This window comes from Micromonospora aurantiaca ATCC 27029 (assembly GCF_000145235.1).
Classification (GTDB): Bacteria; Actinomycetota; Actinomycetes; order Mycobacteriales; family Micromonosporaceae; genus Micromonospora; species Micromonospora aurantiaca.
The window spans coordinates 3,385,753-3,409,849 of record NC_014391.1 but is presented as its reverse complement, the minus strand read 5'-3'; the positions used below and the strand labels follow the sequence as shown (position 1 = coordinate 3,409,849).

The following is a 24,097-nucleotide window of genomic DNA, read 5'->3' as shown; positions in this document are numbered from 1 at the left end:
CCTAGAGTCTCCGCGTGATCGAGATCGTCACCGAGGTCGACCTGTTCCACCCGCCCGCCCGGACCTGGCGGGCGCTAACGGAACGCGCGCTGCTGGCCAAGTGGTTCGCCGACAGCGCGCCCGGGTCCGACAGGTGGATCCTCGCCACCGCCGCGCTGCCCGGCTACGACGGCGACACCGAGGTGGAGACCGTCGAGCTGCGCGCGCCGGACCGGCTGGTGGTCCGCTGCCGGGAGACCGGCCGGGCCACCCGGCTCGCCTGCGACCTGACCCCCACCGCGCACGGCACCCGGCTGTCCGTGCGGGAGGTGCTCGAAGAGGGCGACTGGGACGCCGACGCCCGCGCCGAGCAGCACGAGCAGGCAGTCACCGGACGGCTGCCCGCGATCCTCGACTGGCTGGCGTTCCAGAACGTCGACCTACGTCGCGCCGAGGGCGGCCTGACCGCCGAACTGCCTGTGGTCCGGCTGCTCGGCGACGACAAGCGCCGCCCCGGGCGGCGCCGGGTGCTGCTGGCAGCCGGCACGGTGACGCTGATCGCCGCCGCGGCCGGGGCCACGGTGTGGGCCACCGCCGACGAGCCGCCCGCGCCGGCCGCGCCGACGCCCACGACCTCGCTGGTGATGCCGTCCAGCGCCACGCCGTCGGCCCGGCCCACGACCGCGCGGCCCACGCCCAGCGCAAGCCGCCGCAGCGCGTCGCCCTCGCCGACGCCGTCACCCACCCCCAGCCGTACGCCGAGCGCGACGCCCTCGACGGTGGCGGCGGCACCGCTGACCGCCACCTACGAGACGGTCACCGACCGGGTCTTCGGCTACCGGGGCGAGGTGGTGCTGCGCAATCCCGGCCCCTCACCGCGTCCGGGCTGGACGGTCACCGTGACGTTGCACGACGGCGCCACTGTGGGCAGCGTGAGCGGGGCCGAGGCCACCCAGGACGGCACCGTGGTCACGTTCACCGGTGGGGCGTTGCCGGGCGGCGAGTCAGCCACCATCCGGTTCGACGTCCGCGACCCGGACCCCCAGCACGACTCCCCCGCGGCGTGCACCGCCGACAACACCCCCTGCACCCTCGCCTGACCCCCTCCCTCTCCCCCTCCCCCCCACCCTTGAAGCGCGTCGATCATGAGGTTAGACCGCGGATTTGTCCGCATTGAGGGCGGTCAACTTCATGATCGACTCAGGCCGACCCGGACGGACAGTGCGCAGGCGTGGGGTGGAGGGGCGCGCGGGCTGATCCGGTGGGTGCGGAAATGGGTTATTGAGTGCGTGGGAGCGCTCCCGTAACATCCCTGACGCGGCTGTTAACGCTCACAACACAATCGCCACCGCCAATGCCAGAGCCGCTGCCCCCGCAGGAGGTCAATTCATGTCCAGATCCAGGTCAGTCAATGCCATATGGGCATCGGCCGGCGCCGCGCTGCTGGCGTCGGCGTCGGTCGCCGTAGCGCTGCCCGCCGGAGCCGCCGCCGCGGGCTGCTCGGTCAACTACGCGATCTCGTCGCAGTGGCAGGGCGGGTTCGGCGCCAACGTCACCATCACGAACCTGGGCGACCCGGTGTCGAGCTGGACGCTGACGTGGTCGTTCGGCGCCGGGCAGACGGTGACCCAGTCGTGGAACACCGAGCTGACCCAGAGCGGAGCCGCTGTGACCGCCCGCAACGTCAGCTACAACGGGTCGATCCCGACCAACGGCAACACGTCGTTCGGCTTCAACGGCTCCTGGGGCAGCAGCAACCCGGTGCCGACCAGCTTCGCGCTCAACGGGGTGACCTGCACCGGCGGCACCACCACGCCGACGAGCGGCCCGACCGGCTCGCCCACCACGGCCCCACCGACCACGGCGCCGCCGACCACTGCACCGCCCACGACCCCACCGCCGGGCGGGACGTGCAACCTGCCGTCGTCGTACCGGTGGTCCTCGACCGGTGCTCTGGCGCAGCCGCGCTCGGGCTGGGTGTCGTTGAAGGACTTCACTGTGGTGCCGTACAACGGGCAGCACCTGGTCTACGCCACCACCCATGACACCGGAACGCGGTGGGGGTCGATGAACTTCGGCCTGTTCACCAACTGGTCCGAGATGGCCTCGGCCAGCCAGAACGCGATGTCGTCGGGCACTGTGGCGCCGACGTTGTTCTACTTCGCGCCGCGCAACATCTGGGTGCTGGCCTACCAGTGGGGACCGACCGCGTTCTCCTACCGCACCTCGACCAACCCGACCAACCCGAACGGGTGGTCGTCGGCGCAGCCGCTGTTCACCGGCAGCATCTCCGGTTCCGGCACCGGCCCGATCGACCAGACCCTGATCGCCGACGACCAGAACATGTACCTGTTCTTCGCCGGTGACAACGGCAAGATCTACCGCTCCAGCATGCCCCTGGGCAACTTCCCCGGCAGCTTCGGCTCCACCTACACCACCATCATGTCGGACTCGACGAACAACCTGTTCGAAGCCGTACAGGTCTACAAACTCCAGGGCCAGACCCGCTACCTGATGATCGTCGAGGCGATCGGCTCCCAGGGCCGCTACTTCCGCTCCTTCACCGCCACCAGCCTCAACGGATCCTGGACCCCGCAGGCCGCCACCGAGTCCAACCCGTTCGCCGGCAAGGCCAACAGCGGCGCCACCTGGACCAACGACATCAGCCACGGCGAACTCATCCGCACCACCGCCGACCAGACCTTCACCGTCGACCCCTGCAACCTCCAACTGCTCTACCAAGGCCGCTCCCCCAACTCCGGCGGCGACTACGGCCTCCTGCCCTACCGACCCGGACTACTCACCCTCCAGCGCTGAGCCGGCCGATCGAGAAGAGAGAGGTCCGATGAGAAGGCACAAGACGACCCGTACCGCGGTGTTCTCGGCCGGGGCCGTCCTGCTGGCGTCGACAGCGGTGGCCGCGGCGCTGCCGGCCGGGGCGGCAGCCGCCGGCTGCGCGGTCACCTACGCCGTGTCGTCGCAGTGGCAGGGCGGCTTCGGCGCGAACGTCACGGTCACCAACCTCGGTGACCCGGTCAGCGGCTGGACGCTCACCTGGTCCTACGCCGCCGGCCAGACAGTCACCCAGGCGTGGAACGCCACAGTGACCCAGAGCGGAGCGGCGGTCAGCGCCCGCAACGTCGGCTACAACGGCTCCATCCCCACCAACGGCAACACGTCGTTCGGCTTCAACGGGGCCTGGACCAGCAGCAACCCCGCTCCGACCAGCTTCGCGCTCAACGGGGTGACCTGCACCGGTGGCACGACGACGCCGACCACGTCGCCGTCCACCTCCCCGACGAGTTCGCCGACCACCTCGCCCAGCAGCCCGCCGCCCACCGGGGCGGCGGACATCACCGTCAACACCGCCAGCCGCTACCAGACCATCGACGGGTTCGGTGCCGCGGTGTCGATCTGGGGCGGCGCCTGGTCGACGACCGAGACGCAGACACTCGTCGGGCTCGGCCCCAACCAGCTCGGCCTGTCCATCGTGCGTACCGGCGTCTCGCCGGTGTCCGGCGAGTGGGGAACCCAGGTCAGCGCGCTGCGGACGGCGAAGTCGTACGGGTCGAACGTGAAGATCATGGCGTCGCCGTGGACCGCCCCGGCGGCCTGGAAGACGAACAACAGCCGGATCAACGGCGGCAAGCTGCGCACCGACTACTACGACGACTACGCCAACCACCTCAACAGCTACGTCCAGTACATGCGCAACCAGGGCGTGACGATCGACGTCACGTCCGTGCAGAACGAGCCGGACTGGCACCCGGACTACGACTCGATGGACTGGAGCGGCACCGAGCTGCAGACCTTCGTGCGGGAGCAGGGCGCCAAGGTGCAGAACACCAAGCTGATGGTCGCCGAGGCGGTGAACCTGAACTACGGGTACACCGACCCGACGCTCAACGACGCGGCGGCCCGCAACAACATCGGCTACATCGGCGGGCACCTGTACGGCACCGAGGCGTCCGGCCGGCTGAAGCCGTACACGCTGGCGCAGCAGTACAACAAGCCGGTGTGGATGACCGAGTGGAACCTGCACGAGGCCGACGGCGGCGGCTCCAACATCTGGGGCAACCCGGCCAACGCCGCGGCCTGGAACGAGACGCTCGACGACATCATGCGCACCGTGCACAAGTCGATGGAGTCGAACTGGAGCGCGTACGTCTGGTGGTACGGCAAGCGCTACTACTCGTTCATCGGTGACGGCGAGTCCGCGTACGGCACCGTGGCGGGCGCGCCGCTCAAGCGCGGGTACGCGTTCTCGCAGTACGCGAAGTACGTGCGGCCCGGCTACCAGCGGGTCGCCCTGACCAAGAGCTCCAAGGCGTCGCCGCTGGAGGTGACCGCCTACTCCGGCGACGGGAAGGTCACGCTGGTCATCCTCAACCGGTCCACGAGCGCGGTGAACAACGCGATCATCCAGGCGCCGCAGAACGTGAGCCGGGCGGAGTACGTGGCCACGTCGCAGAACGCCAGCGCGGCGAGCCAGCCGGTGGGCGTGAACGGCAACCAGGTGACGGTGAACGTCGGCGCGCGGAGCATCTCCACCGTCGTGCTCACCCTCTGACCGGCGACACGAACAAGGGCGGGGGCGGCCGGATCGGCCGCCCCCACTCGTCGCGCCTGCTAACTGGCGTACGTCTCGAACTCGCCGACTCTCGGCGTACCGCCGGAGCTGTTGATCTTGAAGTTGATCTTCTTCAGCGAGGTCGCGCCGAAGGTGATCTGGCCGGTCCCGCTGCCGGAGGCGAGCACCGCGCCGGTGTCGTTGTTGACGAGCTGCCACGACCCGATCGAACCCGAGGTGCCGGACGGCTCGCGGATGACCACGCGGGACACAGTGGTGGCCGAGCCCCACTTGATCGAGACGGTGCCGGTCGACCCGGACGGCGACCAGTACGTGCTCAGGTTGCCGTCGCGCACGTTGCCGTAGCTGGTGCCGCCGGCCTTGCTGGACCCGTCCGCGCCGGCGCCGGAGACCAGGCTCAGGTTGGTCCCGCCGGACGGCGGCGGGGTGGTCGTCCCGGGCGGCGGCGTGGTGGGGGCGGGCGTGGTCGGCCCCGGCGTGGTGGGGGGCGGGGACTGCGGCGTGCAGTTGCCGTCGGACACGCGCAGGCCGGTGTTCGCGCCCGCCGTCTGCCGCACGATGTCCGGCACGCAGCTCGCCGCGTCGAGCCGGTACGAGTACGGGACGCTCACTGTGGTCGTGGACGTCACGTTCGGACCCGCCGGGTAGTTGTCGCTCCCGGGCGAGGACCAGGTCACGTTGTCGAAGATGTTGCCGCTGACCTGCCAGGTGCCGCGCTCGCTGGTGTAGAACGTGCCGAGCACGTCCTTGGAGTTGCGGAAGTAGTTGTTGTCCACCTTGGCCCGCGCCCCGGCCCGGGAGTTGATGCCCGACTCGTGCAGCCCGGTGTAGTGGTTGTTGAACATGTGGGCGATGCCGCCGCGCAGCAGCGGCGTACGGGAGTCGATGTTCTCGTACAGGTTGTGCTCGAACGTGATGTAGCCGTTGCCGCGGTCGCTCTCGCTGGAGCCGATGAGGCCGCCGCGGCCGGAGTTGCGCAGGATGCTGTACGACAGCGTCACGTACTGGGTGTCGTCCTTCATGTCGAACAGGCCGTCGTAGCCCTCCGACTCCCCGCCGGACGCCTCCAGCGTCACGTGGTCGACCCACACGTTGCGGACGCTGCTCTCCATGCCGATCGCGTCGCCGCCGTTGGAGGTGGGCGAGCCCGACTTCTTGACGTTTCGCACCGTGACGTTCCGGATGATGATGTTGCGGGAGTCACGGATGTGGATGCCGAGCTGGTCGAAGACGGCGCCGCTGCCCACGCCGATGATGGTGACGTTGCTGATCTGCTTCAGCTCGATCACGCCGTCGGCGGTGTTGCAGCTCGATCCGGAGACCTTGCTGGTGTTGCCGTGGTTGATGGTCCCGGTCACCTCGATGATGATCGGGGTGCTGCTGCTGGCCCGGCCGCAGAGCGCGGCGTGGATGGCGGTGCCGGTGGTGGCGCGTACGGTCTGCCCGCCCGCGCCGCCGGTGGTGCCGCCGTTCTGGGTGGCGTAGCCGGTGGCGCTGCCGGCCGCCGCCGACGCCTGCGGGGACGGCAGCACCACGGCGACGGCGATACCCACGACCGCCGTGGCCAGTGCCGCGTGGAGTCGCAGCGCGACTGGTCTTCTCATGTCGCCTCATTCCTTTTTCGAGCATGCGGGAATTGCCGCCGAGCGAACGGCAGTCACCGAATGGGAATAATGAGGAGCCGCGACGCGATCAGGCGCGCCGCCAGCGAATGTCGTTCATCTGCGATGCCCGGCCCGCAAATGAAACATCGATGCAACGCAATCGTATGAAAGCGCTTTCCAGGAAGGCAAGGCCTGGCGTTTGCAGGTTTTTTGCACTACTCCGGGCGGCCGGAGGCCGCGGACGCCTTCTTGACGGGACGCGCGATCGATGGTTGCCTGCACCTCACCCTGGAGATCGACGCTCGTCTACTTCCCGCCCCCACGAGGAGCGCCATGCCCCATCCCCGCAGGACCTCGCCGGCCGCTGTCGCCGGCGCGCTCGCCGCCGTCCTGGCCGTCTCCCCGGCGCCCGCCGCACCCCCGGCTGAACCGACGGCCACTGGCAACACGTGGAGCGCCGACATCACAGTCGTCGACGCCGACGACGTCGGCGTCCGCTGGACCGGCGCCGGACTGCGCCTCGCCGACACGGCGGGCCGCCCGGCCGCCCAGCGCCGGCAGACGGCCGGGGGCATGCTCGTCACCGCGCCCCACCCGCTCGCCGCGCCGGCCAACCGGGTCCGGGCCGACATCGACGCGACCCCCGGCACCGGCGGCGCCGTCGAGGTGGCGGCCCGCGGCTGGCGATCGGGCGCGTGGACCGAGTGGCGGTCCGTCTCCGGCGAGGCCGTCTTCGACCAGCCGGTCACGCGGGTGCAGATCCGGGTGGCCCTCACCGCCGGGCGGCCGTCCGCCGCGCCCACAGTGCGCGCGGTCCGGCTCGTCGCCGACTCGGTCGTCGCCGTCACGGCCGCGACCCCGGGCCTCACCTACCGGGTGTACGCCACGCGGGAGGGACTGGTCGGCGGCACCACCGCCAACGGGCACGTGATCGTCTCGCGGGACCACTTCGTCGCGCTGCCGTCGGCCCGCGGCCTCGCGCCGAAGAACACCGGCGACTACACCGTGCGGGTCTGCACCACCACCCGCAGCCGCTGCGAGTACGCGCCGGTCTGGGACATCGGACCGTGGAACACCAAGGACGACTACTGGAACCCGGGCGGTGTCCGGGAGATGTGGAAGGACCTGCCGCAGGGCCGGCCCGAGGCGCAGGCCGCGTACCAGAGCGGCTACAACGGCGGCCGGGACCAGTTCGGGCGCGTGGTGGGCAGCCCGGCCGGCATCGACCTCGCCGACGGCACGTTCTGGGACGGTCTGCTGCTCACCGACAACGCCTGGGTCGACGTCGCCTACCTCTGGACCGGCACCGGTACCCGGGGCCGGATCGGCAGCGGCCCGCTCAACATCCGGTCCGGCCCCGGCACGAGCAATCCCGTCGTCGGCCTGGCCGCCACCTACGCCAACGTGCCGATCGAGTGCTCGGTCACCGGCCAGTCGGTGAGCGGCCCGTACCGGACCACCAGCCAGTGGAACCGCCTCGCGTCAGGACACTTCGTCAGCCACGCGTACGTCTCCGGCGTGACCGGCACGATCGCGGCCTGCTGAGGCCGGCTCGCCCGGGGTGGGCCGTCCCGCTGAGGCCGGCTCGCCCGGGGTGGGCGCCGGTGTCGCGCCGCCCCGGGTGCGCTGGATGAGCACGACGCAGGCGAGCACCGCGCCCGCCACCACCAGCGCGCCGGGCGTGACCGCCTCACCGAGCAGCACCGCGGACCAGATCAGCGTGAGCACCGGCTGGACGAGCTGGATCTGGCCCACCTTGGCGATGCCGCCCCGGGCCAGCCCGGCGTACCAGGCGAAGAAGCCGAGGAACATCGACACCGCCGTGAGATAGCCGAACCCGGTCCAGGCGGCGACGCCGCCCTGCGGGCGATGGAGAAGCGCGGCCACCACCGTGACCGGCACCGTGACCGGGAGCGACAGCAGCAACGCCCAGCAGATCGTCCGGGCGCCGCCGAGGTCGCGGGCCAGCCGGCCGCCCTCGGCGTACCCGAGTCCGCAGAGCACCACGGCGGCGAGCAGGAACAGGTCGGCGAGCGACAGCGTCCCCCGCATCGAGCCGCTCGCGGCCAGGAAGGCGAGCACCAGCGCCAGGCCCGCGGCACCGGCGATCCAGAACAGCGGCGGCGGCCGTTCACCGGCGCGCAGCACCGCGAACACCGCGGTCATGGCGGGCAGCACCGTGACGACCACGGCACCGTGCGCTGACGTCTGCGTGGTGAGCGCCAGCGAGGTGAACAGCGGGAAGCCGACCACGACGCCGAGCGCGACGATCGACAGCCGTCGCCACTGGTCCCGGGTGGGGCGCGGCGCGCCGGTCAGCCGCAGGTAGGCCCACGCGAGCAGCGCCGCGCCCACGGCCCGTCCGAACGCGACGAACCAGGGGTCCAGTGTGTGCACCGCGACGCGGGTGGCCGGCAGCGACATGCTGAAGGCCAGTACGCCCAGCGCGCCGAGGGCGATCCCGGAGCCCGGTCTCACCGTTACCGTCGCCGGAGCAGTAGCGCTACTCTGTGCCGTCATGAACGATGGTAGCGCTATCGACCGTGTGGTCCGGCATCTGGGTGCGCTGGCGGCGGACGCCGCGCCCGGCACGCGGCTGCCGTCGGTGCGGGAGCTGACCGCGCACCATCACGTCTCCCCCGTGACGGTCGCCGAGGCGACCCGGCGGCTCGTCGCGGACGGGCTGGTGGAGACCCGGCCGGGCCGTGGCGCGTACGTGGCGACCCGGCGCGCCGGCCCGCCGCGGGCGGACCTGTCGTGGCAGACAGTCGCGCTCGGCTCACGGCGGGGCGGCGAGGAGGAGATGCAGGCGCTGCTGGCGTTACCGCCCTCGGGCGCGATCCCGCTGACCGGCGGCTATCTGGACCCTGATCTCCAGCCGGCCGCCGCGCTCGGTGCGGCGCTCGCCCGCGCGGCCCGGCAGCCGGCCGCGTGGCAGCGTGGTCCGGTCGAGGGACGCGCCGACCTGCGCGCCTGGTTCGCCCGCGAGGCGGGTGGCGGCCTGCGCGCCGAGGACATGGTGATCTGCCCGGGCGGGCAGGCAGCGCTCTCCTCCACGCTGCGGGCGCTCGCCATCCCCGGCGACACGATCCTGGTCGAGTCCCCCACCTACCTGGGCGCGCTCGCCGCCGCGCGCGCCGCCGGGCTGCGGGTGGTGCCCGTGCCCGCCGACGCCGACGGGGTACGCCCGGACCAGCTCGCCGCCGCGTTCGCCCGTACCGGCGCCCGCGTGTTCTACTGCCAGCCCTTGTACGCCAACCCGCACGGCGCGACACTGGCCGCCGCCAGGCGCGGCGAGGTGGCCGAGGCGGTGCGCGAGGCCGGGGCGTTCCTGGTCGAGGACGACTACGCCCGCGACCTCACCGTCGACGGCGACGCCCCGCCTCCGCTGGCCGCGGACGACCCGGACGGGCACGTCGTCTACCTGCGCTCGCTGACCAAGTCCACAGCGCCCGGCCTGCGGATCGCCGCGATCGGCGCGCGCGGGCCGGCCGGGGCACGGCTGCGCGCCGCCCGCCTGCTCGACGACCTCTTCGTGGCCGGGCCGCTGCAACAGGCCGCGCTGGAGTTCCTCGCCGCGCCGGCCTGGGACCGGCACCGCCGCAGCCTGCGCGTCCAGCTGCGGGCCCGCCGGGAGGCTCTGCTCGCCGCGCTGGACCGGCACCTGCCGTCGCTGACACCGCGCGACGTCCCGCGCGGTGGCCTGCACCTCTGGGTACGGCTGCCCGACAACACCGACGACGTAGCGGTGACCACTGCGGCCGCGGCAGCGGGGGTGACCGTCTTCCCCGGCCGCCCCTGGTACGCGGCAGAACCCCCCGCCCCGCACCTGCGCCTGACGTACGCCGCCGCCCCACCCGAGCAGATGGACGAGGCCATCCGCCGCCTCTCCACAGCCCTCCCCCACTGACCGCGGCAGCTGACGCCGCCGCTCGACCCCGCCCCCGCGCGCCCCGCCCCGCCCCACGCCCGCGATCTTGCAATTTGGTGCCCCTCATAGCAGGAGTAATCCGGCATCACGGGGGCCGAAAGTGCAAGATCGCGGGGCGGAAGGGGCGGGGGCGAGGGGCGGGGGCGGGGGTCAGTTGCGGGTGATGGTGAAGGTTGTTGTGGTGTTCTTGATGTCCTGGGCGTTGTCGGTCAGGCGGAGGTTGGTGAACGTCGCCGCGCCGACCGCGGGGCCCTGACCCGCCTCGGGCATCTCGTTGACCCAGATGCCGAAGCCGGACTTCGCGTCGAACGCGTCACCGCTGCGCCGCGCCCCCGAGATCGACACGTTCGTCAGCACCGTGTCGGTGATCGGGTTCTCCGGCTGACTGCCGTTGTACTTGGTCTGGAACATGATCCCCGAGTACGTCGGATCGACGATGTCCACGTCGCTCACCCGGATGCCGCGGAACTCCTTCGACGCGGAGAACAACCACATCGCCGGGAACGTCTGCGCGCCCCAGAAGTGCCCGCCGGACCGGATCAGCGAGATGTTCTCGAACCGGGTGGGCGGGCTGGCGCCGAACCCGACGAACGGATAGCCGAAGTCCAGCGAGCTGATCGTGATGCCCGAGTACGTGAGCTGGTCGGCGATGTACAGGTTGCGGAACACGTTGTCGTAGCCGCCGTACACGGCCAGCCCCGCCGCCCGCCAGGTGAGCGTGGCGGTCAGGTTCTCGAACACGTTGCCGTGGTTGCCGCCTGACGCGCCCTGGTCGGTGGCGGAGAACAGCGCGAACGCGTCGTCGCCGTTGGAGCGGCCCTCCGAGTTGGTGACCAGGTTGTTGGTGCTGCCGTTCGTCATGTTCACCGCGTCGGCAAAGGTGTTGCGGAACCGGCTGTCCCTGATGGTCAGCCCGTCCACGCTCACCCCCCAGTACGCGCAGACCGTGTGCTCGACCCAGACGCTGTCGAGCGTCAGGTCGTCCACATCCTTCAGTTCGCCCCACACCTTGCCGGGACCGTCGATCCGGTTGGTGTAGTTGCCGAAGAACGCCAGGTGGGCGAAGGTCGACCCGCTCGCCGAGGACTCGACCCGGAAACCGGCGTCGGTGTTCTGCTGGTTGCGCGGCGTCTGGAACCGGGTGTACCACATGCCGGCGCCGACGACCTTGACCGCCTTGCCGTACACCTGGAACTTCTGCGCCGTCTCGTACGTGCCGGCGGGCAGGTAGACGCCGACCAGGGTGCCGGTGGTGTCCATCCGTACCGCGTCGAGCGCGTTCTGCACATCGGCGTGGCTGAACCCGGTCGGCACCTTGTAGCGGGCCGGGTCGGGGTTGGCGCGCGGCGACACCAGTTCGGTGTCGACGAAGTCGATCGCGTACGTGGTGGTGTTCGCCGGGTCCTTCTGGAGCCGGATCCGGCTGCCGGCCGGGACCGTGGTGTCGAGCAGCACGTTCGCCTCGTCGTACAGGTGCCGGGGCGCGCCGGCGCTCGGCGAGTCGCTCGGCCCGGCCTCGGCACCGTAGAGCCAGATGTGCTTGGAGGTGAGGCTCATCGGCTTGTGCAGCACGCCGTTGACGTAGATGTTGATGGTCGAGTCGATCCCGCCGCCGCCCGGCGCGTCCGGGATGGAGAAGCGGGCGACCAGGGCGTTCGCCGCCGAGCGGGTGGTCCACTCGACGTACGCGCCGGTGGTGTTCAGTGTGACCGCGCGGCGGCCGGACGCCTCCCCGGCGAGGTCGCCGATGGTGCGGTTCGGCCCGATCACCTGCGCGCCGCCGCCGGTCGCGCCGTCCTCGGCCTCGTACGCGTCGTACGGCAGGTTGGCCCCGCGGCCGACGAACAGCGACCGGTCGCTCGTGTTGTTCTGCCGCTTGACAGGCAGCTCGTTGGCGTCGTCGGCGAGCACCACCCGCACCGTGTACCGGCCGTTGGCGGCGGTCCAGGTGCCGAGCGACACCGGTCCGGCGGTGGCACCGGCGGCGATCGTGCCGCTGTACGAGCCGGTGAGCGTACGGACCACGGCGCCGGACTGGTCGCGCACCGTCAGCGTGATGCCGTGCGCACCGCTTGCCGACGCGATCGTGCCCTGGTTGCGCAGCGTCACCGCGAAGGAGACGCTCGCGCCGGCGCTCGGCGTACCGGGTGACCAGGTGACGGCGGAGGCGACCAGGTCGGAGCTGGCGACCGGGCTCACCGTCAGCGGGGTCGGGCTGGTGTAGGAGTTGTTCGCCTCGTTCTGCTCGATCACCGCGTTCGACTCGTCGACATTCGCGGTGAGCGGGTAGCTGCCGGCGTCGCGTACGCCGATGGCCGCCGAGACGGTGCTCGACGCGCCCGCGGCGAGCGCGCCGACGGCGGCGGTGCCGACCTTCGTCGTACCCAGGTAGAGGGTGACGGTGGTGGCGGCGGAGGCCGCGGTGCCGGCGTTGCGCACGGTGGCGGACAGCGTGATCGTGTCGGTCTCCACCGGCGCGGACGGCGACGCGGTGACGGCCGTGACGGTGAGGTCCGGGTTGGGCGCCGGAACGCCGATGACCTGGAGTTCGGCGACCTGCCCGTTGGAGGAGCCGGAGTTCGCGGTGAACTGGAGCCGGACGTCGGCGGCGGTCGCGGAGACCGGGACGGTCACCGTGTTGGCGCTGTTCGGGTTGAAGGAGTACGTCGCGGAGCCGGCCAGGCTGGTGAACCCGGACGCGGACTGTTCCCGGCCGAGCACCTGGAACGTCTGGGTGCGCGCGCCCCACGCCGGGTCCGGGTTCAGCTTCACGACGACCGCGCTGATGCTCGCGTTGGCACCGAGCGCGACGGTGAGCGTGCTCGGGTACGCGCCGGGCGCGCCCTCCCAGTACGTGGAGACGTCGTTGTCGACGGCGTTCGCGGCGGCGAACACGTGCACCATCGACGACGCGGTGGCGGGCTTGCCGACCGCCAGGTTGGTGCCGCCGGTGCCGCTGCCGGTGCGGGTGACGGTGTTGCTGTTCGCCGACACGTTCCCGGCGGCGTCGCGGGCCCGCACGTGGTACGAGACGGTGGCGCTGTCCGGCTGGCTGTCGGTGTACGTGAGCGTGGAGCCGCTCACCGTGGTGCGCAGCGTGCCGTTGGCGTACACCTCGTAGCCGGTGACGCCCACGTTGTCCGTGGACGCGGTCCAGGTCAACCGGATCTGCCCGCTCGCCGGCTGGGTGTAGGCGAGGCTGCCGGGCGCTGTGGGCGCGACCGTGTCCCCGGTGTTGCCGGTCCGGGTCACCGTGGTGCTGTTCGCCGACACGTTCCCTGCTGCGTCCCGCGCCCGCACGTAGTAGGAGATGGTGGTCCCGGCCGGCTGCGTGTCGGTGTACGTCAGCGTCGACCCGCCGACGCTCGTGCGCAGCACACCGTTGGCGTACACGTCGTAGCCGGTGACGCCGACGTTGTCGGTGGACGCGGTCCAGGTCAGCCGCACCTGGTCGGTGGCGGGCTCGGTGAACGCGAGGTTGCCCGGCGCGCTCGGCGCCTGGGTGTCGCCGCTGGCCGGGCCGTAGATCTCCAGCTCGGCGAGCTGCCCGGCGGGCCAGGCGCTGTTCGCGGTGAACAGCAGCCGCACGTACCGGGTGGACGCGGTGGGCACTGTGACAGTCACGGTGTTGCCGCCGCCCGGGTCGAACGCGTACGAGGCGGACCCGACGAGCGCGCCGAACGTGGAGCCGTTCGTGCTGCCCTGCACGGTGATCGTCTGGGTGCGCGCGCCCCAGCCGGACGGCAGCCGCAGCACCAGCCGGTTGACGCCGGTGGCGGCGCCCAGGTCGGCCTGGATCCACTGCGGGAACGCGTTGTTCGGGCTCTCCCAGTAGGTGGCCGCGTTGCCGTCGTTGGCGTTGCCCGCGCCGTACACGTCGGCGTGGCCGCTCTCGGTCATGGTCCGGCCGAGCGCCAGGTTGGTCGAGGAGGTGGCCGCGCCGTACACCTCCAGCTCGGCGAGCTGCGCCGCGGCCCAGCCGGTGTTCGCGGTGATCACCACCCGCAGGTAGCGGGCGTCGGTGGCGGTGAAGCCGAGCGTCACGGTGTTGCCGGCGGCCGGGCTGAACGTGCGGGCGGCGGACGCGACGACAGTGGTGAAGCCGCTGCCGTCGGCGCTTGCCTGCACGGACAGTGTCTGGGTGCGCGCCTCCCAGGCGGCCGGGAGCTTCAGCACGACCTGGTCGACGGCGCGGCTGGTTCCCAGGTCGACCTGCGCCCACTGGGGCAGCGCGCCGCTGCTCTCCCAGTAGCTGCCCTGGTTGCCGTCGGTCAGGTTGGCCGCGACGTAGGGGCCGTTGACGCTGCTGGCGGTGGCGGTGCGCCCGGCGGCGAGGTTCGGGCCGCCGGCGGCGAGTGCCGGTGGGGCGGGGGCCGCGGTGACGACCAGGCCGACCGCGGCGAGCACCGCGACGATTCCGGTACGGAGTCTGGACATGGTGGACGGACACCTTCTTCCCGGGGGAGGTGGAGAGGCGTTCGGGGGTGGGGGTGCGGTGGCGCGGCGGGGACCGGGCCGGTCCCCGCCGCGCCGGGTCAGGAGGCGTACACCTCGAACTCGGACAGCTGGCCGGCCGGCCAGCCGGTGTTGCCGGTGAAGGTCAGCCGCACGAAGCGGCGGTCACCGGCGGGCAGCGCGATCGACACGCTGTTGCCGCCCGCCGGGTTGAACGTGTAGCCGGCCGCCGCCTTGAGGGTCGAGAACGACGAGCCGTCGGTGGAGCCGAGCACGGTGACGGTCTGGGTACGGGTCTGCCAGGCCGACGACGGGGGCAGCTTCAGCACCACCCGGGCCACCGGCCGGGCGCTGCCCAGGTCGACTGTCACCGACTGGGGGAACGCGTTGCCGGCGCTCTCCCAGTAGGTGTTCGCGTTGCCGTCGACGGTGTTGGCGGCGCCGTACACGTCGGCGTGGCTGGTCTCCGCGACCGGCCGGCCCGCCGCCAGGTTCCCGGCCGGCGGCGCGGTGGTGGGCGGCGGCGTCGTGGCAGGCGGCGGTGTGGTGGTGCCGCCGCCGTACACCTCCAGTTCGGCGAGCTGACCCGCCGGCCAGCCGGTGTTGCCGGTGACGGTGACCCGGACGAACCGGCGGTCGCCGGACGGCAGCGCGATCGACACGGTGTTACCCGCGGCCGGGTCGAACACGCGGCCCGCCGACGCGGCGAGGGTGGTGTACGAGGAGCCGTCGGTGGAGCCGAGTACGGACAGCGTCTGGGTACGCCGTTCCCAGCCGGGCGGGAGCTTCAGCACGACCCGGTCGACGGTGCGGGACGCGCCGAGGTCGACGGTGAGCGACTGCGGGAACGCGTTGTTGGCGCTCTCCCAGTAGCTGGCCGGGTTGCCGTCGACGGCGTTGCCGGCGGCGTACGTCTGGGTGGTGCTGGTGGCGGTCGCCGGCCGGCCCAGCGCCAGGTTCCCGCCGGCCGGCGGCGGCGTGGTCGGCGGCGCGGTGGTCGGCGCTGCTGTCGTCGGCGCTGCCGTGGTCGGCGCCGGGCTGGTGGGCGGCGGGCTGGACGGGCCGTTGCCCCACTGCGGCTGCGGCCACGGCCCGCAGTACGGGGTGGGCGTGTACCAGCCGGAGTTGCCGGTGCCCTGGGTGATCTGGAAGCCGCTGCCGACGCAGTTGTGGATCGGGTTGGACTGGGCGATGCCGGTGGCGCGGACGTTGGTGAACCGGACCTGGCTGGGCGCCTGCACCTGGAGCGCGTACGTGCCCGCGCCGTCGATGCGCACGTTGTCGAACGAGATGCCGCTGGTCTGCCCCTCGATCCAGTGCAGCGCCGCGTACGAGCTGTCCAGGATGTCGGTGTCGGTGACGTTGATCGTGGCGCCCTGGATCGGCTCGTTGAGCGCCGAGAACCAGATCGCGCCCACACCGAACTGCCAGTTGTAGTCGGAGTTGCCGTTGCGGATCAGAGTGTTGCGGGCCACCGTGATGGTGCCGGACACGGCGGTCGGCCCGGTGACGCCCGGATAGCGGTTCGCCACGTGGATGCCGCCGCCGTTGGTGACCGAGTCGGCTGTGACGTTGTCGGCGATGGTGATGTCCCGCCCGCCGTACGTGACCAGATGGTTGGCCAGGATCGTCACGCCGATGGTGTTGCGGGTGAAGGAGTTGCCGACGTTCGGCACGCTCTGCGCCCACATGGCCAGCGCGTCGTCACCGGTGTTGCGGACGAACGTGTTCGTGACTGTGGAGTTGGTGACGCCCCAGTGGAAGTTCACCCCGTCGGCGGTCTGGTCGAGGATCCGGCTGTTGCGGATGGTGAAGTTGTCCATCGGCCCGTCCATCCAGGCGCCGACCTTCGTGTGCTGCAACCACAGGTTGTCCACCACCGAGTTCGTCATCGCGCCGCCGATGGCGTTGACCTGGTCCTCGTCGACGCGTTCCCGGATGTCGCCGATGACGGCGAAGTCCCGCAGCGTGACGTTGCGGCTGGGCCCACCGGCCTCGTGCGGCCGGATCTCGCCGGAGTAGCCGCCGCCCGGCACGTACTTGCCGTAGATGCCGGCGGCGCGTTTGCGGTCGGTGGGGTGCCGGCCGCCGAGCACCGAGTACCAGGGGCCGGCACCACGCAGCGTCACGCCGTCGACCACCACGTGGTCCCAGAGCGTGAACGTGCCGGCCGGGATCCACACCGCCCGGCCCTGTGCCTTGCCGGCGTCCACCGCGGCCTGGAACTTCGCCGTCGAGTCGGTGGCGCCGGTGGGGTCGGCGCCGAAGTCGGTCACCACGTCCAGCACGCCGGACGGCTTGGTGATCTGCGCGCCGACCAGCTCGAAGTCGGCCAGGTCGATGGTGAACGTGGGTGACTGGGCGGTCGAGGAGACCTGGAGGCGGATCTTCGTGCCGGCCGGGTACGTGGTGCCGAACATGGTCCGGGTCTCGTCGTAGAAGTGGTGCGGGTTGGTGTCGCCCGGGTTGTTGTTGAACGGGTAGCCGCCGTAGTACCAGCCGTACCGGGAGGTGACCGGCACCGACTTGACCAGCGTGCCGTTGGCGCGCAGGTCGATGGTGGCGTCGCGGCCGGTGCCGGCGGCGTTGTCCGGCAGGCTGTACCGGAACGTGACCGCGTTGGCCGGGGCGGTGAGCGTGAACTCGACGTACTCGCCGACGGCGTCGAGCGTGACCGCCTCCCGGCCGGACGCCTCGGACGGCAGCGTGCCGTAGCGCCGGTCGGGGCCGATCTTCGTGCCGGTGTGGGCGGCCTGCTCGGCCTCCTGCTCCCGGAACGGCACCGTGGCGCCGCGTCCGGTGATGTCGAACGGGGACAGTCCGGCGGCACGCGCCGGGGTGGCGGTCGTGGTGAGCGCCACGACGACGAGTGTCGAGGCGGCGAGCGCGGCGGCGGCGAGGGCGGCCACGCCGGTGCTGCGGTGGCGGTGCGCGGTGCGGTGCGCGGTGCGGTGCTCGGCCATGCGGGGTGTGCTCCCTTTCGTCGGTGGCCAGATCCCCCGTTCGGCGTTGCCTCTCCTTCCTCCTCCCCAGGTGTGTCGCGTGGTGGCGGCCGGGACGGGCCGCCGGTGTCGCGGCGCCGGCGGCGGGACGGGACCGCCGGCGCCGCGGTCAGGCCGATCGGGTACGCAGCCAGACCGCGGTGTCCGGTGGCAGCCGGTCGTCGTCGAGTGGGCCGCTGGCCAGCAGCAGCCGGTCGTGCGCGGGCAGCGGCACCACTGCGTCGCCGAGGTTGACCAGGCAGGTGAAGCCGGGTTCGCGGACGAACGCGAGCACGCCGTCCGGTGCGGGCAGCCAGGTGAGCGTGCCGTCGCCGAGCGCGGGTTCGGCGCGGCGCAGCGCCAGCGCGGCCCGGTACAGCTCCAGCATCGAGTGCGGGTCACCGGTCTGGGCGCGGACCGTGCGGTCCTTCCAGTCCGCCGGTTGCGGCAGCCACGGCGCGGCTGCGGCGCCGTCAGGGCTGAACCCGAACGGCGGGGTGTCGCCCTGCCAGGGCAGCGGCACCCGGCAGCCGTCGCGGCCGGGGTCGACCCGCCGGGACCGCTCCCACATCGGGTCCTGCCGCAACTCGTACGGGATGTCCTCGACCTCCCAGAGCCCCAGCTCCTCGCCCTGGTAGACGTAGGCGGCGCCAGGTAGTGCGAGGGACAGCAGCGCGGCGGCACGGGCCCGGCGGGTGCCCAGTTCCAGGTCGGTGGGGATGCCCTCGCGCTTGGCGGCGAAGCTGAACCGGGTGTCGGCGCGGCCGTACCGGGTGACGTGACGGGTGACGTCGTGGTTGGACAGCACCCAGGTGGCCGGCGCGCCGACCGGGGCGTGCGCGGCGAGCGTGCCGTCGATGCTCTCCCGCAGCGCCGTGGCGTCCCAGGCGCAGCCGAGGAAGTCGAAGTTGAACGCAGTGTGCAGCTCGTCCGGGCGCAGGTAGTTCGCGAACCGCTGCCGGTCGGGCAGCCACACCTCGCCGACCAGGGCCCGCCCGCCCGGGTACGAGTCGGCGATGCGCCGCCAGGCGCGGTACACGTCGTGCACGCCGTCCTGGTCGCGGAACGGGTGCGGCCGGTCCGGGTGCACCTCGGGCAGCGTGCCGTCCTTGACCAGCAGCCCGGCCGAGTCGATGCGGATGCCGTCCACGCCCCTGTCGAACCAGAAGCGCAGGATGTCCTCGAACTCGGCGCGGACCCGGGGGTGGTCCCAGTTGAGGTCGGGTTGCTGCGGGGCGAACAGGTGCAGGTACCAGTCGCCGGGGGTGCCGTCCGGGTCGGTGGTGCGGGTCCAGGTGGGGCCGCCGAACTCGCCGGTCCAGTCGGTGGGCGGCAGGTCGCCACCCGGTCCCCGGCCGGCGCGGAACCAGAACAGGTCCCGCTCGGGCGCGCCCGGCCCGCCGGCGAGCGCGGCCCGGAACCAGGGGTGCGCGTCGGAGCAGTGGTTGGGCACCACGTCGACGATGCTGCGGATGCCGAGCGCGTGCGCCTCCGCGATCAGCGCCTCCACCTCGGCGAGGGTGCCGAAGACCGGGTCGATGTCGCGGTAGTCGGACACGTCGTAGCCGGCGTCGGCCATCGGCGACGGGTACCAGGGGCTGAACCAGATGGCGTCGACGCCGAGCGCGGCGAGGTGATCCAGGCGGGACCGGATGCCGGCGACGTCGCCGATCCCGTCGCCGTCGCCGTCGGCGAAGCTGCGCGGATAGACCTGGTAGATCACCGCGGAGCGCCACCACGGGCTGTTGTCGGCCATGGACACGGGCACCTGCTTTCTGCGGGTCGGTTCTGCTGCGGCGGGCTCGCGGCCCGGGTGCGGGCGGTGGCGCGGGGTCAGCCCTTGAGGCCGCCTGTGGTCAGGCCGGACATGATGTTGCGCTGGAAGATCAGGAACAGCACGACTGTGGGGATCGCGGCGATCACCGACGCGGCGATGACCACGTTCATCGGGGTGCCGCCGGCGAAGGCGTAGATGCCGACGCTGACGGTCCGCGTCTCCGGCGACGGCATGACCAGCTTCGGCCAGAGGAAGTCCTTCCAGACCGCCGTCACCGCGAAGATCGCCACGACGCCGAGGATCGGGCGGGACATCGGCAGGACGATCGACCAGAGCGTGCGCAGCGGGGTGGCGCCGTCCATCACGGCGGCTGCCATCAGGTCCTCCGGGATCGAGTCGAAGAACCGTTTCAGCAGGAAGATGTTGAACGCGTTCGCCACCAGCGGCAGCCAGATCGCGAACGGCGAGTCGAGCAGGTTGACGTGCACGATCGGCAGGTCGATCACCGTGACGTACTGCGGGACGATCAGCACCATCGCCGGGATCATCAGCGTCGCCAGCATCATGCCGAGGATCAGCTTGCCCAGCACCGGGCGCAGCTTCGACAACGCGTACGCCGCCGCGGTGTCGAGGACGAGCTGGAACACCACCGCGCCGGTGGCGTAGTAGAACGTGTTGAACAGCAGCTTCGCGAGATCCAGGTTGTTCCAGGCGTCGACGTAGTTGCCCGGCTGCGGGTCGCGCGGGAACAGCGACGGCGGCGTCTGGGCGATCTCCTGGCCGGACTTCAGCGCGCCGGTGACCATCCAGTACAGCGGGCCGAGGAACACCAGCGTGAACCCGGCCACGACCACGGAGAGCACGAGCCAGTAGAGGACGCGGCCGCGACCGCGCCGCAGCTGGGCGTGGGAGACGAGGGTACGGGTGGTGGGGTCGGCGGCCATGTCCTAGTCCTGTCTCGCGGTCAGTCGCAGGTAGACGGCGGAGAACCCGGCCAGCACCACCAGCATGATCACGCCGAGCGCGGCGGCGCCGTTGAGGTCGTTCTGGAAGAACCCGTGCTGGTAGATCAGGTACGCCACGGAGGTCGCCGAGTCCTGCGTACCGGCGCCGTTGGCGAGGATCAGCGGCTCGATGAACAGCTGCATGGTGGCGACGATCTGGAGCATCGCCAGCAGCGCGAGGATCAGCCGGGTCTGCGGGACCGTCACGTGCAGGATGCGCCGCCACACCCCGGCGCCGTCGATCTCGGCGGCCTCGTACAGCTCGCCGGGGATGTTCTGCAGCGCGGCCAGGTAGATCAGCACGGCGCCGCCCATGTTCATCCAGGTCGACGCGATCACCATGGCCGGCATCGTCATCGTGGGCGACTGCATCCACTCCGACGTGGGCAGTCCCAGCGCGGTGAGGATCGCGTTGAACAGCCCCGCCTCGCTCGGGTCGTACGCGTAGAACTTGAACAGGAACAGCGCGGACGCCGGCGGCAGCATCACCGGCAGGTAGACCAGCACCCGCAGGTAGCCCTTGGCGTGGCGCAGCTCGTTGAGCAGGATCGCCACGAAGAACGGCACCAGGTAGCCGAGGACGAGCGCCAGGCCGGTGAAGACGAACGTGTTCTTCCAGGCGGTCCAGAAGCTCGGATCGGCGATGATCCGGCTGTAGTTGTCCCAGCCCACCCAGGTGGTCTCGCCCCGGCGGGTGCGCTGGAAGCTCATCACGACGCCGCGGACCATCGGGTACCAGGAGAAGACGGCGAAGCAGACGACAGCGCCGATGAGGAACGCGTGCCCGGTGAGGTTGTCCCGGACCTTGCGGCCGAGTCCGGCGCGGCGTCCGGCGGTACGCGACGGCGTCGGCGCGGCGGGGCCGGGACGGCGGGTGGCACCGGGGGCGGTGGTGAGCGCCAAGGCGACTCCTGCGGTGCTCGGGGAGGTGGGGCCGGTGCGCCGGCCCCACCTCCGGTCGGGTCAGCTCTGCGCGGCCAGAAGCTGGTTGACCTTGTCCTCGGCGGTCTTGAGCAGCGCGTCGATGTTCGCGTTCGGGTTGGTCAGCACCCCGGACATCGCGGCGTCGAGCACCGCGTAGACGGCCTGGGCGTTGCGCGGCTCCCCCTTGATCGGCACCGGGTTGGCCTCGAAGACCGCGAAGTTGGTGGTGTCCACGTTCGCGTTGGCCTTGCGCAGCTCCAGTTCCTGCTTCTGCGCGTCGCTGCCGTTCGTGAACAGCAGCGGCTGGGGCAGGCCGACCGGGTAGTTCTGCGGCTTGGCGCGCACGTAGTCGAACTGGCCCTTGCCAGGGGTCAGCTTCTGGTAGGCGAGCCACTTCAGACCGGCCTTGACCTGCTCCGGGCTCAGGCCCTTCTTGAAGAAGTAACCCTCGCCGCCGCCGAGCGTGGCCTTGGCCGGCCCGTCCTGGCCGGGCAGCGGACCCATCGCCCAGTCCTGGTACTTGCCCTGGAACTGGCTGACGATCGCCTGGGTCGCGTCCGGCGCGCCGATGAACATGCCGACCTTGCCGGCGCCGGCGTTGGTGAGCAGGTCACCCCACTGGAGCAGCTGCCTGCTGCCCATGCTGTTGTCGCCGTACCGCATGTCCTTGAGGTTCTGCAGGACCTGCTTGCCCATCGCGTTGTTGAAGTCGGCCTTCTTGCCGTCGGCGCTGAGCACCTGGCCGCCCTGGGAGTAGAGCAGCGAGGTGAAGTGCCAGCCGCCGGTGTTGCCGGCGCTGTACTCGGCGTACCCGGCGATGCCGTCGCCGAGCGCGGAGATCTTCTTGGCCGCGGCCCGCACCTCGGGCCAGGTCTTCGGCGGGTTGTTCACGTCGAGCCCGGCCCGCTGGAACAGCGCCTTGTTGTAGATCAGGCCCATCGAGTAGTTCTTCACCGGTACGGCGTAGAGCTTGCCGCCGTCGGTGAAGACCTCCTTCAGCGCCGGGTCGACGCTGTCCCAGGTGGGGATGGTGTCCTTGGTGGCGTACTGGCCGATGTCCATCGCCTGACCGGAGTCCAGCACCTGCTGGAGGTCGGTCATGTAGCCGTAGAACACGTCGGTGACGGTGCCGCCGGCGAGGCGGGCGGTGAAGTCCGGCGGGTTGTTGCACTGCTCGCCGACGCTGACGCTCTTGACGACGATGTCCGGGTTCTGCCGCTGGAACTCGGCGACGTCGTCGTTCCAGTTCTTCAGCAGTTCCTTCTGCGCGCCGACCGGCTGGCAGTCGACGGTGATGGTGACCTTGCCGCCGGCGTCGCTGCTGTCGTCGCTCTTGGTGGAGCACGCCGCAAGGCTGAGCCCGAGGCCGGCCGCGAGCGCCACGGCCGCGACCTTCCGATACTGCGGTACGGACATCTGTCCATCCCTTCGGGAACGGGTGTATCCATGGCCTTCACTGATGTGCGGTGACCGCGCGGCTGCCCTCAGGTGGTGGAACGGCAACCGGCGCGCGCCCTGCCTCCGGAAACCGCGCCCCGGGTCAGGTGTGAGTGGAGTCACTGTAGCGACGCGAACCGAACCCAGCAAGATGCGGACGCAAGAATGCAAGAACTCGACTGCGGCGTCAGTCGTCCGTCGATCTTGGAGTTGTGGCACTTCAGATAACGGAAGTAGGCCGCATTCCGGGCGCCATTACTCCAAGATCGACGGACGTGGCGAGGCGCGGCGGGGCAGGGCGAGGCGGGGCAGGGCGAGGCGGCGGAAGCCGCCGGGGGTCAGCGGCGAGGGGCGGGGGCGGTGGAGCCGCGTACCACCAGCTCGGGCTCGAACAGCAGCTCGTCGTGCAGCACGCCGGCGCCCTCGATCTGGGTCACGAGCAGGTCCACAGCGGCCTGGCCCATCGTCTCGATCGGCTGCCGCACAGTGGTCAGCGGCGGATCGGTGCAGGTCATGAACGCCGAGTCGTCGAAGCCGACCACCGAGACGTCGGCCGGTACCGCGCAGCCCAGGCGGCGGGCGGCCCGGATGGTGCCCAGCGCCAGCACGTCGCTGGCGCAGACGATCCCTGTCGCACCGCGCTCGATCAGCTTCGTGGCCGCGACCCGCGCCCCCTCCATGGAGAAGCTGGACCGCTCCACCAGGGACCGGTCCTCGCCCCAGCCGGCGGCCCGGACCATGGCGTCGAGCTTGCGGCGCGAGGGCACGTGGTCGGCCGGGCCGAGCACCATGCCGATCCGCTCGTGGCCGAGGGAGCGCAGGTGCCCGTACGCCTGCTCGACGGCGACCGCGTCGTCCGTGGACACCCGTGGGAAGCCCAGCTCCTCGACGCCGGCGTTGACGAGCACCACGGGCAGGCCGCGGTCGGTCAGGCGCCGGTAGTGCTCGTGCGAGGCGTCGGCGAGGGCGTACGAGCCACCGGCGAAGATGACGCCGCTGACCTGGTGGTCGAGCAGCATCTCCACGTATCCGGACTCCGGCACGCCGCCGATGGTGCGGGCGCAGAGCGCCGGGGTGAAGCCGCGCTGGGCGAGGGAGCCGGTGACCACCTCGGCCAGGGCCGGGAAGATCGGGTTCTGCAACTCCGGCAGGACCAGGCCGACCAGGCGGGCACGCTCGCCGCGCAGTTTCGTCGGGCGCTCGTATCCGAGCACGTCGAGGGCGGTCAGCACGGCGGTCCGGGTCGCCTCGGACACGCCGCCGCGGCCGTTGAGCACCCGGCTCACGGTCGCCTCGCTGACGCCCGCCTTGCGGGCCACCTCGGTCAGGCGCTTCGTCACGGCGGCAATCGTACGTCGGATTCTTGCAAGAAATGAACAGCTGAAGTGGTCGGTTCTTGCCGCGTGCGGAGGCA

General features: G+C 71.5%; 14 protein-coding genes. 5 read left to right on the top strand and 9 right to left on the bottom strand.

From position 1 onward, the window contains the following. Positions 1-14: 14 nt before the first annotated feature. From MICAU_RS14935 to MICAU_RS14925, 3 genes are all read left to right on the top strand, one after another. Complete coding sequence (locus MICAU_RS14935) at positions 15-1,079, top strand: SRPBCC domain-containing protein (protein WP_013286160.1); 1,065 nt, start codon at positions 15-17, stop codon at positions 1,077-1,079. A 289-nt stretch (positions 1,080-1,368) separates the two neighbouring features. Next, positions 1,369-2,796 (top strand): non-reducing end alpha-L-arabinofuranosidase family hydrolase, encoded by a 1,428-nt coding sequence (locus MICAU_RS14930; protein ID WP_013286159.1) that lies wholly within the window; start codon positions 1,369-1,371, stop codon positions 2,794-2,796. 28 nt (positions 2,797-2,824) lie between these two features. After that, positions 2,825-4,549 carry a cellulose binding domain-containing protein gene (locus MICAU_RS14925; protein WP_013286158.1) on the top strand — a complete coding sequence of 575 codons (1,725 nt, stop codon included), beginning with the start codon at positions 2,825-2,827 and terminating at the stop codon, positions 4,547-4,549. 59 nt (positions 4,550-4,608) lie between these two features. Here the strand turns inward: MICAU_RS14925 and MICAU_RS14920 are convergent, their stop codons facing one another. Further along, positions 4,609-6,174, bottom strand: a complete 1,566-nt coding sequence (locus MICAU_RS14920) for a pectate lyase family protein (RefSeq protein ID WP_013286157.1) — start codon at positions 6,172-6,174, stop codon at positions 4,609-4,611. 333 nt (positions 6,175-6,507) lie between these two features. Here MICAU_RS14920 and MICAU_RS14915 point away from each other — a divergent pair, with 333 nt between their 5' ends. Next, a complete protein-coding gene (locus MICAU_RS14915; protein WP_013286156.1) occupies positions 6,508-7,719 on the top strand; it encodes a DUF8814 domain-containing protein in 1,212 nt (403 codons plus the stop codon). On the opposite strand, the gene MICAU_RS14910 is transcribed toward MICAU_RS14915, so the two are convergent. Then, a complete protein-coding gene (locus MICAU_RS14910) occupies positions 7,657-8,652 on the bottom strand; it encodes a DMT family transporter (RefSeq protein WP_013286155.1) in 996 nt (331 codons plus the stop codon). The genes MICAU_RS14915 and MICAU_RS14910 overlap by 63 nt on opposite strands. A 40-nt stretch (positions 8,653-8,692) precedes the next feature. Between MICAU_RS14910 and MICAU_RS14905 the strand changes: the two genes are divergently transcribed. Then, positions 8,693-10,084: an aminotransferase-like domain-containing protein gene (locus MICAU_RS14905; protein WP_013286154.1), complete on the top strand. Its 1,392-nt coding sequence runs from the start codon at positions 8,693-8,695 to the stop codon at positions 10,082-10,084. 171 nt (positions 10,085-10,255) lie between these two features. Here the strand turns inward: MICAU_RS14905 and MICAU_RS14900 are convergent, their stop codons facing one another. The 7 genes from MICAU_RS14900 to MICAU_RS14870 form a co-directional block, all read right to left on the bottom strand. Further along, the gene (locus MICAU_RS14900) at positions 10,256-14,542 is read right to left on the bottom strand and encodes a discoidin domain-containing protein (protein ID WP_013286153.1); all 4,287 of its coding nucleotides are present in this window, start codon (positions 14,540-14,542) and stop codon (positions 10,256-10,258) included. Between the two features lie 98 nt (positions 14,543-14,640). Continuing rightward, the gene (locus MICAU_RS14895) at positions 14,641-17,523 is read right to left on the bottom strand and encodes a discoidin domain-containing protein (RefSeq protein ID WP_013286152.1); all 2,883 of its coding nucleotides are present in this window, start codon (positions 17,521-17,523) and stop codon (positions 14,641-14,643) included. Positions 17,524-17,671: 148 nt separating this feature from the next. Further along, positions 17,672-19,297, bottom strand: coding sequence for a glycoside hydrolase family 13 protein (locus tag MICAU_RS14890; protein WP_013286151.1), 1,626 nt, complete (start codon positions 19,295-19,297; stop codon positions 17,672-17,674). 77 nt (positions 19,298-19,374) lie between these two features. Then, a complete protein-coding gene (locus MICAU_RS14885) occupies positions 19,375-20,262 on the bottom strand; it encodes a carbohydrate ABC transporter permease (RefSeq protein ID WP_013286150.1) in 888 nt (295 codons plus the stop codon). A gap of 3 nt (positions 20,263-20,265) precedes the next feature. Then, a complete protein-coding gene (locus MICAU_RS14880) occupies positions 20,266-21,225 on the bottom strand; it encodes a carbohydrate ABC transporter permease (protein WP_013286149.1) in 960 nt (319 codons plus the stop codon). A 60-nt stretch (positions 21,226-21,285) separates the two neighbouring features. Continuing rightward, positions 21,286-22,662 carry an ABC transporter substrate-binding protein gene (locus tag MICAU_RS14875; protein WP_013286148.1) on the bottom strand — a complete coding sequence of 459 codons (1,377 nt, stop codon included), beginning with the start codon at positions 22,660-22,662 and terminating at the stop codon, positions 21,286-21,288. A gap of 359 nt (positions 22,663-23,021) precedes the next feature. Beyond that, entirely contained in the window at positions 23,022-24,023 is a 1,002-nt protein-coding gene (locus MICAU_RS14870) for a LacI family DNA-binding transcriptional regulator (protein WP_013286147.1), read from the bottom strand. Between the last annotated feature and the right edge of the window lie 74 nt (positions 24,024-24,097).

What these genes read in the sequence shown, in the direction of transcription:
- MICAU_RS14930 (WP_013286159.1), top strand. Translation starts at nt 1,369, where the DNA reads ATGTCCAGATCCAGGTCAGTCAATGCCATATGGGCATCGGCCGGCGCC.
- MICAU_RS14925 (WP_013286158.1), top strand. Translation starts at nt 2,825, where the DNA reads ATGAGAAGGCACAAGACGACCCGTACCGCGGTGTTCTCGGCCGGGGCC.
- MICAU_RS14920 (WP_013286157.1), bottom strand. Translation starts at nt 6,174, where the DNA reads ATGAGAAGACCAGTCGCGCTGCGACTCCACGCGGCACTGGCCACGGCG.
- MICAU_RS14915 (WP_013286156.1), top strand. Translation starts at nt 6,508, where the DNA reads ATGCCCCATCCCCGCAGGACCTCGCCGGCCGCTGTCGCCGGCGCGCTC.
- MICAU_RS14905 (WP_013286154.1), top strand. Translation starts at nt 8,693, where the DNA reads ATGAACGATGGTAGCGCTATCGACCGTGTGGTCCGGCATCTGGGTGCG.
- MICAU_RS14900 (WP_013286153.1), bottom strand. Translation starts at nt 14,542, where the DNA reads ATGTCCAGACTCCGTACCGGAATCGTCGCGGTGCTCGCCGCGGTCGGC.
- MICAU_RS14895 (WP_013286152.1), bottom strand. Translation starts at nt 17,523, where the DNA reads ATGGCCGAGCACCGCACCGCGCACCGCACCGCGCACCGCCACCGCAGC.
- MICAU_RS14890 (WP_013286151.1), bottom strand. Translation starts at nt 19,297, where the DNA reads ATGGCCGACAACAGCCCGTGGTGGCGCTCCGCGGTGATCTACCAGGTC.
- MICAU_RS14885 (WP_013286150.1), bottom strand. Translation starts at nt 20,262, where the DNA reads ATGGCCGCCGACCCCACCACCCGTACCCTCGTCTCCCACGCCCAGCTG.
- MICAU_RS14875 (WP_013286148.1), bottom strand. Translation starts at nt 22,662, where the DNA reads ATGTCCGTACCGCAGTATCGGAAGGTCGCGGCCGTGGCGCTCGCGGCC.